Here is a 13,518-nt window from a genome sequence, read left to right as displayed (position 1 = left end):
TTTGTGTATGTGAAAAAGAAATTGTTAAACCTCAACTAAAGAGAAATGAGTCATGGCAAAGGAAACGTTTGAGCGCTCCAAACCGCACGTAAACGTAGGCACCATCGGTCACGTTGACCATGGTAAAACCACTCTGACCGCAGCACTGACCCGCGTATGTGCGGAAGTATGGGGCGGCGAACTGGTTGCATTCGAAGGTATCGATAACGCACCAGAAGAGCGTGAGCGTGGTATCACCATCTCGACTTCTCACGTTGAATACGAATCCCCAAGCCGTCACTACGCACACGTAGACTGCCCGGGACACGCGGATTATGTTAAGAACATGATCACTGGTGCTGCTCAGATGGACGGCGCTATCCTGGTATGTGGTTCTACTGACGGCCCAATGCCTCAGACTCGTGAGCACATCCTGCTGTCTCGTCAGGTTGGTGTACCGTACATCGTGGTATTCCTGAACAAAGCTGACCTGCTGGCTGAAGACTGCGGTGGCGCAGACTCTGAAGAATACGCAGAGATGCTGGAACTGGTTGAAATGGAACTGCGTGACCTGCTGTCTGAATACGACTTCCCAGGTGACGACACGCCAATCATCCCAGGTTCTGCTCTGATGGCTCTGAACGGCGAAGACGACAACGAAATGGGTACTACTGCTGTTAAGAAGCTGGTAGAAACTCTGGACGAGTACATCCCAGAGCCAGAGCGTGCGATCGACGGCGATTTCATTATGCCAATCGAAGACGTATTCTCTATTCAGGGTCGTGGTACTGTTGTAACTGGTCGTGTTGAGCGCGGCATCATCAATACTGGTGAAGAAGTTGCGATCGTTGGTATCAAAGAGACCACTACTACTACCTGTACTGGTGTAGAGATGTTCCGTAAGATTCTGGACGAAGGCCGTGCAGGCGAGAACGTTGGTGTTCTGCTGCGTGGTACTAAGCGTGACGAAGTTGAGCGTGGTCAGGTTCTGGCTAAGCCGGGTTCTATCACTCCTCACACCAAGTTCAAGTCTGAAGTATACGTACTGGGTAAAGACGAAGGTGGCCGTCACACGCCATTCTTCAAAGGCTACCGTCCACAGTTCTACTTCCGTACTACTGACGTAACGGGTGCTGTTGAGCTGCCAGAAGGTGTTGAAATGGTAATGCCAGGCGATAACGTAACTCTGGAAGTTACTCTGATCGCTCCGATTGCGATGGACGAAGGTCTGCGTTTCGCAATCCGTGAAGGCGGCCGTACTGTAGGTGCTGGTGTTGTTGCTTCTATCGTTGAGTAATAACAGCTGAGTGAGAAATCACTCTGGAGTGGTTGCGATTGTGACCACTCCGAATGAATGTTTGCAAAGAATAGAAGGTCGTTTTTGACCGGCTCTTGGCGCTTTTAGCGAAAAGGGTGAAAAAATCTTGAGAAATCAAGGTGAAAGACTTGATTAATGAGGGATCTGCCGTATACTTCGGCGCCCTAATTAAGTGACTTTAGGCCAGTAGTTCAATTGGTAGAGCGTCGGTTTCCAAAACCGAATGTCGGGGGTTCGAGTCCCTCCTGGCCTGCCAACATTCCTAAATGGCAGCTTCGGCTGCCTTTTTTGGCTTCAGGGAATAGTGATGAGTACCGAAAGCAAAGCAAATAGTTCGCCGCTGGATATTGTTAAGTGGCTGTTGGTGATTGCCTTTTTTGCCGCTGCTGTGGTGGGTAATTACATGGCTCCTGGTTTGTACCAGGAAGCGAATGGTGAAGAATTACCACTGCTGTTTCGCGTATTAGGTGTCGTTGTATTGATGCTGGTGTCTGCGGGCATCGCTGTGACAACTGTAAAAGGCCAGGCTTTTATGCAGTTGTTGAAGGAAGCCAATATTGAGCGTCGTAAGGTTGTATGGCCAACGCGCCAGGAGACAACGCAAACCACGATGATTGTGGTTGTGGTTGTTTTTGTGATGGCACTGATTCTGTGGGGTTTGGATACTCTGCTGGGTTGGTTGGTTTCTCTGATCGTAGGCTGAGGTAAGACAATATGGCAATGCGCTGGTATGTGGTACACGCCTACTCAGGTTACGAGAAGCGTGTGCAGAACACGTTAAAAGAACGTATTGAATTGCACGATATGCAGGACCAGTTTGGTGAGGTTCTGGTTCCAACCGAAGAAGTGGTTGAGGTTCGTGAAGGTAAAAAGCGCAAGAGTGAGCGTAAGTTCTATCCGGGCTACGTACTTGTGCAAATGGATATGAATGATGATACGTGGCATCTGGTTAAACAGACTCCGCGTGTTATGGGTTTTATCGGCGGAACTGCTGATAAGCCAGCGCCAATCACTGAACGTGAAGCGGATGCCATTTTGCAACGTGTTCAGGATGGTGCAGAGCGTCCTACGCATAAAACCATCTACGAGCCAGGTGAAGTGGTTCGTGTTATTGACGGCCCATTCGCCGACTTTAATGGTGTGGTTGAAGGTGTGGATTACGAAAAATCCCGCCTGCAGGTTGCTGTTACAATTTTCGGTCGTTCTACGCCGGTTGAGCTTGAGTTTACTCAGGTCGAAAAATCCGCGTAAGAATGCAACTAAATGGCTGGCTTCTTATTGGAGCTGGTCGGGAAGCCGTAAGGCGTTATACCCATTTGGAGTAAATCATGGCTAAGAAAGTCGAAGCTTATATCAAGCTGCAAGTTGGTGCGGGTAAAGCAAACCCAAGCCCACCAGTTGGTCCAGCTCTGGGTCAGCACGGTCTGAACATTATGGAATTCTGTAAAGCGTTCAACGCTCAGACTCAAGGTCTGGAAGCAGGCGCACCAGTTCCTGTAATCATCTCTGTATACAACGACCGTAGTTTCTCATTTGAACTGAAAACTCCACCGGCGTCTTTCCTGCTGAAAAAAGCAGCGGGCATCAAGAGTGGTTCTGGTCGTCCAAACACTGAGAAAGTGGGTACTGTTACCCGTGCTCAGCTGGAAGAGATTGCAGAAGTTAAGGCTAAAGACCTGACTGCTGCTGATATGGACGCAGCTGTGCGTACTATCGCAGGTTCTGCTCGTGCAATGGGTCTGAATGTGGAAGGTGTTGAATAATGGCTAAGCTGACTAAGCGCCAAAAGCTGATTGCTGAAAAAGTAGAAGCTGGCAAAGTTTACTCTGTAGAAGAAGCAGTAGAAGTTCTGGCTGCTCTGCCTGCTGTAAAATTCAAAGAGTCCGTTGATGTTGCTGTAAACCTGGGCATCGACGCGCGTAAATCTGACCAAAACGTTCGTAGCTCTACTGTACTGCCAAACGGTACTGGTAAAACTATGCGTGTTGCTGTGTTCACTCAGGGTGCTAACGCTGACGCTGCTAAAGAAGCTGGCGCAGACGAAGTTGGCATGGATGAGCTGGCTGCAAAAATGAAAGAAGGTGATCTGAACTACGACGTAGTGATCGCTTCTCCTGACGCAATGCGTGTTGTTGGTCAGCTGGGTCAGGTTCTGGGTCCACGTGGCCTGATGCCAAACCCGAAAGTTGGTACTGTAACTCCAGATGTTGCTACTGCGGTTAAGAACGCAAAAGCGGGTCAGGTTCGTTACCGTAACGACAAGAACGGTATTATTCACACCACAATCGGTAAAGTTGATTTCACTGCTGACGCACTGAAAGAAAACCTGACTGCATTGCTGGCTGATCTGAAAAAAGCCAAGCCTTCTTCCGCCAAAGGCGTATTCATGAAGAAAGTGACTCTGTCTACGACTATGGGTCCTGGCTTGACTGTTGATCATTCTGCTCTGGACATCTAAGCAGAAGGTCAAAATCATCTTTGGGGTTATCGCTGGATTCTGTTTTGCAGAGTTGTTCCGGCGGTAGCTATCAAAGACCGCAGGTGTGAAGAAACTCCCGGTTTTCTAAACCAGATTTCAGAACTTAATAACTAACCTGCGTAGATGGTGTGTGGCCCCTTCAGAATTCTGAATTGTCACACCGAGACTGGCTCGTAAGAGCTCAATTTAACTTGTAGGAGTTAATCGTGGCCTTAGGACTCGAAGATAAGAAGGCGATTGTCGCCGAAGTCCAGGAAGCAGCTCAAGGTGCTCTTTCTGCTGTTGTTGCCGACTCTCGTGGCGTAACAGTAGAAGCCATGACCGCTCTACGTAAAGAAGCACGTGAAGCTGGTGTTTGGATGAAAGTTGTCCGTAACACTCTGGCACGTCGTGCTGTTGAAGGTACTGATTACGAGTGTTTAACCGACTCGTTCAAAGGCCCTACTTTAATCGCATTCAACACTGAGCACCCAGGTGCAGCAGCTCGTATTTTTAAAGAGTTTGCTAAAGGTAACGACGCGTTTGAAGTTAAGGCTGGTGCCTTCGAAGGTGAAGTGGTAGACGTAGCGATGCTGGCAAGCCTGCCAACATACGACGAAGCTATCGCGAAACTGATGAGCGTTATGAAAGAAGCATCCGCTGGCAAGCTGGTACGTACCATTGCTGCTATCCGCGACCAAAAAGAATCAGAAGCTGCTTAATCGACTTTTTAAAAAGTCCTAGCAACTTCTTCAGTAATTTAACGAGCTATTTGAAAGCTCCTTTAAATTTAGGAATTGTCTCATGTCTCTGACAAAAGAAGATATCATCAATGCTGTAGCTGAAATGTCTGTAAAAGACGTTGTTGAGCTGATCGAAGCGATGGAAGAAAAATTCGGTGTATCCGCTGCTGCTGCTGTAGCTGCTGGTCCTGCTGCTGGCGGTGCTGACGCTGCTGAAGAGCAAACTGAATTCGACGTAATCCTGAGCGCTGCAGGCGACAAGAAAGTTAACGTGATCAAAGCTGTTCGCGGTCTGACTGGTCTGGGTCTGAAAGAAGCTAAAGCTATCGTTGACGGCGCTCCTGCTGCTGTTAAAGAAGGCGTATCTAAAGAAGACGCTGAAGCAGCTAAAGCAGAGCTGGAAGCAGCTGGCGCAGTTGTTGAAGTTAAGTAATTTGCGCATTGTTGCAATGCCGTTACTGTCGCATTAAAGTCTGATGCGGCGATTGGCTGGCGGGTTCTACCCGTCAGCCTTTTCGCGTTATGCCTTTTCATAAAAAGGTGCGAGATTTTCCAGCCTTTGCTGGCTCAATTTGGCAAGCTGATGCTTGTACATAGGTCCAATGACGACCCAATCGGGGCAACAGTCCGGGGATAACTGATGGCTTACTCATATACTGAGAAAAAACGTATCCGAAAGGATTTCGGTAAACTGCCGAATGTCATGGATGTGCCATACCTTCTGGCCATTCAAATCGACTCTTATCGCAAGTTCCTGCAACAGGGAGCTAACGCAGAAGATCGTATCGATCTTGGTTTACATGCTGCATTTAAATCTGTTTTCCCAATCGTAAGCTATTCCGGGAATGCAGCGCTTGAATACGTAAGCTACCGCCTGGGTACACCTACGTTTGATGAAAAAGAATGTATGCTGCGTGGCGTAACTTACGCGGCGCCGCTGCGTGTGAAGGTTCGTTTAATTATTTACGATAAAGAATCTTCCACCAAAGCCATCAAAGATATTAAAGAACAAGAAGTCTACATGGGTGAAATGCCTCTGATGACTGACAACGGTACTTTCATTGTTAATGGTACCGAACGTGTGATCGTATCCCAGTTACACCGTTCTCCGGGTGTATTCTTCGATCACGATAAGGGTAAGACTCACTCTTCCGGTAAGCTGCTGTATAACGCACGTGTTATTCCTTACCGTGGTTCCTGGCTGGACTTCGAATTCGATCCTAAAGATCTGGTTTACGTACGTATTGACCGTCGTCGTAAGTTGCCTGCGTCTATCCTGCTGCGTGCACTGGGCTACAGCACGGAAGAAATTCTGTCTGAGTTCTTCGAGAACGACAGCTACCGTCTGACGGCTGACGGTGCACTGCTGAAACTGATTCCTAATCGTCTGCGTGGTGAAACTGCCGCATTCGATATTATGGATAACGACAGCAATGTAATCGTTGAAAGCGGTCGTCGTATTACTGCGCGCCATATCCGTCAGCTGGAAAAAGCCGGCGTTGAAGAGCTGCAGGTTCCGGCTGAATACCTGCTGGGCAAAGCGATTGCTAAAGACATCGTTGATGGTCGTACCGGTGAAGTACTGGCGCCAGCCAACGCTGAGATTTCTGCTGAACTGCTGGCTACCATTGCTGAAGCTGGTATTGATGCCTTTGAAACGATTTACACCAATGAGCTGGACTGTGGTCCGTTCCTGTCGGATACCCTGCGTACCGACCCAACCAGCAACCAGCTGGAAGCTCTGGTAGAAATTTACCGCATGATGCGTCCTGGCGAGCCGCCAACCAAAGAATCTGCGGAAGCGCTGTTCGAAAACCTGTTCTTCACTGACGAGCGTTATGATCTGTCTGCGGTAGGTCGTATGAAGTTCAACCGCCGCATCGGTCGTGAGGAAATTCTGGGTGCTGGCGTTCTGGATAAAGGCGACATCATTGAAGTACTGCGTACTCTGATCGAGATCCGTAACGGTAAAGGTGTGGTGGATGATATCGATCACCTGGGTAACCGTCGTATCCGTTCTGTTGGTGAAATGGCCGAGAACCAGTTCCGCGTAGGTTTAGTACGTGTTGAGCGTGCAGTACGTGAGCGTCTGTCGATGGCGGAATCTGAAGGTCTGATGCCTCAAGATCTGATCAACGCTAAGCCGGTTGCTGCTGCTGTTAAAGAATTCTTCGGTTCTTCCCAGCTGTCTCAGTTTATGGACCAGAACAACCCGCTGTCTGAGGTAACTCACAAGCGTCGTATTTCTGCATTAGGCCCTGGTGGTCTGACCCGTGAGCGTGCTGGCTTCGAAGTACGTGACGTACACAACACTCACTACGGTCGTGTATGTCCGATTGAGACCCCTGAAGGTCCAAACATTGGTCTGATTAACTCGCTGGCAACATACGCCCGTACGAACGAATACGGTTTCCTCGAATCCCCATACCGTAAAGTGAACAACGGCGTTGTTACCGACGAAATTATCTACGTATCTGCGATTGAAGAAGCCGACTACGTTATTGCACAGGCGTCGGTACCAACTGACGAAGAAGGTCGTCTGCAAGGTGATCTGATTTCTGTACGTCATAAGAACGACACCACGGTAATGTCTCCGGACAATGTAACCCTGATGGACGTTTCTGCACGTCAGGTTGTATCGATTGCTGCTTCCCTGATTCCATTCCTGGAACACGACGATGCTAACCGTGCATTGATGGGATCGAACATGCAGCGTCAGGCTGTACCAACGCTGAAGTCCGAGAAGCCTTTCGTAGGTACCGGTATTGAGCGCGCGGTAGCAGCTGACTCCGGTGTGTGTGTGGTTGCTAAGCGTGGTGGTGTAATCGACTCTGTGGATGCATCCCGTATCGTGGTTAAGGTTCGTGATGAAGAAACCATGGCTGGCGAAGCCGGTGTGGATATCTACAACCTGACCAAATACACCCGTTCTAACCAGAACACCTGTATTAACCAGAAGCCTCTGGTAAAAGCCGGCGATATCATTAATCGCGGCGACATCATGGCTGACGGCCCATCCGTTGACCTGGGTGAACTGGCTCTGGGTCAGAACCTGCGTCTGGCGTTCATGCCTTGGAACGGTTACAACTTCGAGGATTCCATCCTGTTGTCTGAGCGTGTTGCTCAGGAAGACCGCTTAACCACTATCCACATTCAGGAACTGACCTGTGTGGCACGTGATACCAAGCTGGGTGCTGAAGAAGTGACTTCCGATATTCCAAACGTTGGTGAGTCTGCGCTGAACAAGCTGGACGAGTCCGGTATCGTTTATATCGGTGCTGAAGTTAAGCCGGGCGATATCCTGGTTGGTAAGGTAACACCTAAAGGTGAAACCCAGCTGACTCCGGAAGAAAAACTGCTGCGTGCGATCTTCGGTGAAAAAGCCTCTGACGTTAAAGACACCTCTCTGCGTGTTAAGACCGGTACTACTGGTACGGTTATCGACGTACAGGTATTTACCCGTGACGGCGTTGAAAAAGACGCACGTGCACTGGAAATCGAACAGTCTCAGCTGGACGAAATCCGTAAAGATCTGAACGAAGAGATGCGTATTGTTCAGGGCGCTACCTACGAGCGTCTGCAACGTGCTCTGGTTGGCCAGACTGTTAACGCAGCTCCTGGTTTAGCGAAAGGCGCGGTATTAACTGAAGAATACCTGCAAAACCTGGCGGGCGACGATTGGTTCAAGATCCGTCCACAGGAAGAGTCTCTGGTAGAGGTTCTGGAAAAAGCGGAACAATCTCTGGTTGATCGTCGCAAAGAACTGGACGACAAGTTCGAAGATAAGAAGCGTAAGCTGCAAACCGGCGATGACCTGGCTCCTGGCGTACTGAAGATTGTTAAGGTTTACCTGGCAATCAAACGTAAGATCCAGCCGGGTGACAAGATGGCAGGTCGTCACGGTAACAAAGGTGTTATCTCTGCGATCAAGCCAATCGAAGATATGCCATACGACGCTAACGGTGAGCCGGTTGATATCGTGCTGAACCCGCTGGGTGTACCGTCGCGTATGAACGTGGGTCAGATCATGGAGACTCACTTAGGCATGGCCGCTAAAGGCCTGGGCGTTAAGATCGACCGTATGATCAAAGAACAGCAGGAAATCGCTAAGATGCGTGAATTGCTGAACGAGATCTACAACGGTGGTGACGGCCGTATCGAAGATCTGGACAGCTTCTCTGATGCTGAAATCATGGAGCTGGCCAACAACCTGCGTAAGGGTGTGCCTATGGCAACTCCTGCGTTTGACGGTGCTAAAGAAAGCGAAATCAAGCGTATGTTGCGTCTGGCAGATATCCCGGACTCCGGTCAGGTTACTCTGTTCGACGGTCGTACCGGTGAAGCCTTCGATCGTCCGGTAACCGTGGGTTACATGTACATGCTGAAACTGAACCACCTGGTAGACGACAAGATGCACGCGCGTTCTACTGGTTCTTACAGCCTGGTTACTCAGCAGCCGCTGGGTGGTAAGGCACAGTTTGGTGGTCAGCGCTTCGGTGAGATGGAAGTGTGGGCACTGGAAGCATACGGTGCTGCATACACCCTGCAGGAAATGCTGACTGTTAAGTCGGATGACGTGGCTGGTCGTACCAAGATGTATAAAAACATCGTTGATGGCGACCACCGTATGGAAGCCGGGATGCCGGAATCCTTTAACGTATTGGTTAAAGAGATCCGTTCCCTGGGTATCGACATCGAACTGGAAAACGAATAAGGGCGTGGAGCTAAAGCAAAATGAAAGATTTAGTTAATTTTCTGCGTAATCAAAACAACGCTGACGAGTTCGATGCAATCCGCATCGGCCTCGCCTCGCCGGATATGATTCGTTCCTGGTCTTTTGGTGAAGTTAAAAAGCCAGAAACCATTAACTACCGTACCTTCAAGCCAGAACGTGATGGTCTGTTCTGTGCGCGTATCTTTGGTCCTATCAAAGATTACGAATGTCTGTGTGGTAAGTACAAGCGTCTCAAGCACCGTGGTGTGATCTGTGAGAAGTGTGGTGTTGAAGTAACTCAGGCCAAAGTACGTCGTGAGCGCATGGGTCACATCGACCTGGCGTCTCCGGTTGCGCACATCTGGTTCCTGAAGTCACTGCCGTCCCGTATCGGTCTGATGCTGGATATGACGCTGCGTGATATCGAACGTATCCTGTATTACGAGTCCTTCGTAGTAACTGAGCCTGGCATGACGACTCTGGAAATGGGTCAGCTGCTGAGTGATGAGCAATACTACGAAGCGATCGAAGAGTTTGGTGATGAATTCGACGCCAAAATGGGTGCCGAAGCGATCGAAGCTCTGTTAGGTCAGATCGATCTGGAAGACGAAGTTAACCGCCTGCGTGAAGAAATTCCGGCGACTAACTCGGAAACCAAAATCAAGAAGCTGTCTAAGCGTCTGAAGATCTTAGAAGCTTTCCACCACTCAGGTAACGATCCTAAGTGGATGATCATGAAAGTTCTGCCGGTTCTGCCGCCAGATCTGCGTCCTCTGGTACCTCTGGATGGCGGTCGTTTCGCAACGTCTGACCTGAACGATCTGTACCGTCGTGTGATCAACCGTAACAACCGTCTGAAGCGTCTGTTAGAGCTGAATGCTCCGGACATTATCGTACGTAACGAAAAGCGTATGTTGCAGGAGTCGGTTGATGCGTTGCTGGATAACGGTCGTCGCGGTCGTGCCATCACTGGCTCGAACAAGCGTCCACTGAAATCTCTGGCTGACATGATCAAAGGTAAGCAGGGTCGCTTCCGTCAGAACCTGCTGGGTAAGCGTGTTGACTACTCTGGCCGTTCGGTAATTACCGTTGGCCCACAGCTGCGTCTGCATCAGTGTGGCCTGCCGAAGAAAATGGCTCTGGAGCTGTTCAAGCCGTTCATCTTCTCCAAGCTGGAACACCGTGGCTTAGCGACCACCATTAAGGCCGCTAAGAAAATGGTTGAGCGTGAGACTGCTGAAGTCTGGGATATCCTGGCCGAAGTGATCCGCGAACACCCGGTTATGCTGAACCGTGCACCAACACTTCACCGTCTGGGTATTCAGGCGTTTGAACCTCAGCTGATTGAAGGTAAAGCGATTCAGCTGCATCCGCTGGTTTGTGCCGCGTATAACGCTGACTTTGACGGTGACCAGATGGCGGTACACGTACCGCTGACCATCGAAGCACAGTTAGAAGCTCGTGCACTGATGATGGCAACCAACAACGTACTGTCTCCTGCGAACGGTGAGCCAATCATCGTACCTTCTCAGGACGTGGTACTGGGTCTGTACTGGATGACCCGTGAGCGTATCAACGCTAAAGGCGAAGGTATGTTCCTGGCGGATCTGGAAGAAGTAAGCCGTGCTTACCAAACCGGTTCTGCTCATCTGCAGGCCAAAGTTAAAGTTCGTATTACCGAAACGGTTGCTGACATTGATGGCAGCATGGTTACTGAAACCAAAGTGGTTGATACCACCATCGGTCGTGCGTTGCTGTTCCGTATTGTGCCTAAAGGTCTGCCTTACGAGCTGGTTAACCAGCCAATGAAGAAAAAGGCGATCTCTAAGCTGATTAACACCGCTTATCGTCGTGTTGGTCTGAAGGATACCGTGGTATTCGCTGACCAGATCATGTACACCGGCTTCCAGTTCGCTACTAAATCCGGTTCTTCGATTGGTGTTAACGACTTTGTGATTCCGGATGAAAAAGCCGAAATTATCGCGAATGCTGAAGCAGAAGTTAAAGAGATCGAAAGCCAGTTCGCTTCCGGTCTGGTAACCCACGGTGAGAAATACAACAAGGTAATCGATATCTGGTCTCGTGCAAACGAGCTGGTAGCGAAAGCCATGATGGACAACCTGGGTAAAGAAGGTGTGATCGACCGCGAAGGTAACGAGGTCGAGCAGGAATCCTTCAACTCCGTATATATGATGGCCGACTCTGGTGCACGGGGTAGCCCGGCTCAGATCCGTCAGCTGGCGGGTATGCGTGGTCTGATGGCTAAGCCGGATGGCTCCATCATCGAGACGCCAATTGTGGCGAACTTCCGTGAAGGTCTGAACGTACTGCAGTACTTCACCTCGACTCACGGTGCTCGTAAAGGTCTGGCGGATACCGCACTGAAGACGGCTAACTCCGGTTACCTGACGCGTCGTCTGGTAGACGTGGCACAGGATCTGGTTGTTACTGACCGTGACTGTGGTACCGAGAAAGGTCTGGTAATGACGCCGCTGATTGAAGGTGGTGACGTTGTTGTAGCACTGGGTGACCGTATTCTGGGTCGTGTAGTTGCTACTGACGTATACAAGCCAGGCTCTGAAGGTGACGTGGTAGTACCGGCCGGTACTCTGATCGACGAAGCCTGGGTACAGAAGATTGAAGCAGAAGGTATCGATGAAATCATCGTACGTTCCGCCATCAGCTGTGACAGCCGTGTTGGTATCTGTTCTGCTTGTTACGGTCGTGACCTGGGTCGCGGTCATCAGGTGAACGTGGGTGAAGCTGTTGGTGTTATCGCAGCACAGTCCATTGGTGAGCCTGGTACACAGCTGACCATGCGTACCTTCCACATTGGTGGTGCGGCATCGCGTGCTTCCGCTGCGGATAGCGTACAGGTTAAGAACAAGGGTACCGTTCGTCTGCATAACATGAAGACGGTAACCAAAGACAATGGTGACCTGGTAGCGGTTTCCCGTTCTGGTGCCATTGCCGTTGCTGACGACCACGGTCGTGAGCGTGAGCTGTATAAACTGCCATACGGTGCAGTGATTTCAGTACAAGACAACGCTGCGGTAGAAGCCGGCCAGAAAGTGGCAAGCTGGGATCCGCACACTCACCCAATCGTAACTGAGGTGAAAGGTCGTATTGAATTCGTTGGTATGGAAGAAGGTATCACCATTAACCGTCAGACTGACGAGTTAACCGGTCTGTCTTCTATCGAAGTAATCGACGCTAAGGATCGTCCGGCGGCGGGTAAAGATATCCGTCCAATGGTGAAACTGGTTGATGCTTCCGGTAACGACGTAATGCTGCCTGGTACTAATACCCCGGCACAATACCTGTTACCTGCTAACGCACTGGTGAGCCACGAGAACAACGCTGAAGTATCTGTGGGTGACGTAATCGCACGTATTCCACAAGAATCTTCTGGTAACAAGGACATCACCGGTGGTCTGCCACGGGTTGCTGACCTGTTCGAAGCGCGTAAGCCGAAAGAGCCTGCGATTCTTGCCGAAATCACAGGTACTGTGAGCTTCGGTAAAGAGACCAAAGGTAAGAAGCGTCTGGTAATCACTCCGAACGACGGCAGCGAGCCGTATGAAGAGCTGATTCACAAATGGCGTCACATGAACGTGTTCGAAGGCGAACAGGTAGAGAAGGGTGAAGTGATCTCCGATGGTCCTTTCAACCCTCACGATATCCTGCGTCTGAAAGGCGTTGGTGACCTGGCCATGTACGTGACCAACGAAGTGCAGGAAGTTTACCGTCTGCAAGGTGTAGGCATTGACGATAAGCACATCGAAGTTATCGTACGTCAGATGTTACGTAAGGTTCTGATTACTGAAGCCGGTGATTCCAGCTTCATTCCAGGTGATCAGGTTGAATACTCTAACTTCCTGGCTGAAAACGAACAGCTGGAAGCAGACGGCAAGATCACCGCAAAAGGCGATCGTGTGCTGCTGGGTATCACCAAAGCGTCTCTGGCAACCGAATCCTTCATCTCGGCTGCATCGTTCCAGGAGACCACGCGTGTTCTGACCGAAGGTGCAGTAACCGGTAAGGTTGATACCTTACGTGGTCTGAAAGAGAACGTTGTTGTAGGTCGTCTGATTCCTGCGGGTACTGGTCTGGCTTACCACGAAGAGCGTAAGCGTAAGCGTCAGGATCGTGAGAATGAGCGCCTGAAAGCAACGCCGGAAGGTCTGAGTGTTTCTGCAGAAGATATGGAAGCCAAGCTGAGCGAAGCGTTCAGCGACAAGCTTTAATATCGCCTGATGTTTCAGCCTTCTTCGGAGGGCTGCAACAGAGACAAATAAAAACCGCT

At 50.1% G+C, this 13,518-nt stretch carries 9 protein-coding genes and 1 tRNA gene; all 10 read left to right on the top strand.

Going from position 1 to position 13,518, the window contains the following annotated elements; translation table 11 throughout:
* Positions 1 to 52 precede the first annotated feature (52 nt).
* Complete coding sequence (gene tuf, locus ACOQOZ_RS13040; RefSeq protein ID WP_420588580.1) at positions 53 to 1,276, top strand: elongation factor Tu; 1,224 nt, start codon at positions 53 to 55, stop codon at positions 1,274 to 1,276.
* 201 nt (positions 1,277 to 1,477) lie between these two features.
* A tRNA-Trp gene (locus tag ACOQOZ_RS13035) sits at positions 1,478 to 1,553 on the top strand.
* Positions 1,554 to 1,604: 51 nt separating this feature from the next.
* The gene (gene secE, locus ACOQOZ_RS13030; protein WP_420588588.1) at positions 1,605 to 2,000 is read left to right on the top strand and encodes a preprotein translocase subunit SecE; all 396 of its coding nucleotides are present in this window, start codon (positions 1,605 to 1,607) and stop codon (positions 1,998 to 2,000) included.
* Positions 2,001 to 2,011: 11 nt separating this feature from the next.
* Positions 2,012 to 2,548: a transcription termination/antitermination protein NusG gene (gene nusG / locus ACOQOZ_RS13025; protein WP_420588587.1), complete on the top strand. Its 537-nt coding sequence runs from the start codon at positions 2,012 to 2,014 to the stop codon at positions 2,546 to 2,548.
* Between the two features lie 77 nt (positions 2,549 to 2,625).
* Positions 2,626 to 3,060: a 50S ribosomal protein L11 gene (gene rplK / locus ACOQOZ_RS13020; protein WP_420588586.1), complete on the top strand. Its 435-nt coding sequence runs from the start codon at positions 2,626 to 2,628 to the stop codon at positions 3,058 to 3,060.
* Entirely contained in the window at positions 3,060 to 3,755 is a 696-nt protein-coding gene (gene rplA / locus ACOQOZ_RS13015; RefSeq protein ID WP_420588585.1) for a 50S ribosomal protein L1, read from the top strand. The genes rplK and rplA overlap by 1 nt, the downstream gene beginning before the upstream one ends.
* 227 nt (positions 3,756 to 3,982) lie before the next feature.
* Positions 3,983 to 4,477: a 50S ribosomal protein L10 gene (gene rplJ, locus ACOQOZ_RS13010; protein WP_255858389.1), complete on the top strand. Its 495-nt coding sequence runs from the start codon at positions 3,983 to 3,985 to the stop codon at positions 4,475 to 4,477.
* An 82-nt stretch (positions 4,478 to 4,559) separates the two neighbouring features.
* Positions 4,560 to 4,931, top strand: a complete 372-nt coding sequence (gene rplL, locus ACOQOZ_RS13005) for a 50S ribosomal protein L7/L12 (protein WP_420588584.1) — start codon at positions 4,560 to 4,562, stop codon at positions 4,929 to 4,931.
* Between the two features lie 207 nt (positions 4,932 to 5,138).
* Positions 5,139 to 9,212, top strand: a complete 4,074-nt coding sequence (gene rpoB, locus ACOQOZ_RS13000) for a DNA-directed RNA polymerase subunit beta (RefSeq protein WP_420588583.1) — start codon at positions 5,139 to 5,141, stop codon at positions 9,210 to 9,212.
* Positions 9,213 to 9,232: 20 nt separating this feature from the next.
* Positions 9,233 to 13,459 carry a DNA-directed RNA polymerase subunit beta' gene (gene rpoC, locus ACOQOZ_RS12995; protein WP_420588582.1) on the top strand — a complete coding sequence of 1,409 codons (4,227 nt, stop codon included), beginning with the start codon at positions 9,233 to 9,235 and terminating at the stop codon, positions 13,457 to 13,459.
* Positions 13,460 to 13,518: the final 59 nt, after the last annotated feature.

Source organism: Bacterioplanoides sp. (assembly GCF_965219715.1).
GTDB lineage: Bacteria > Pseudomonadota > Gammaproteobacteria > Pseudomonadales > Oceanobacteraceae > Bacterioplanoides.
The sequence above is the reverse complement of the archived record's forward strand: the minus strand, read 5'-3'. Positions and strand labels throughout refer to the sequence as shown.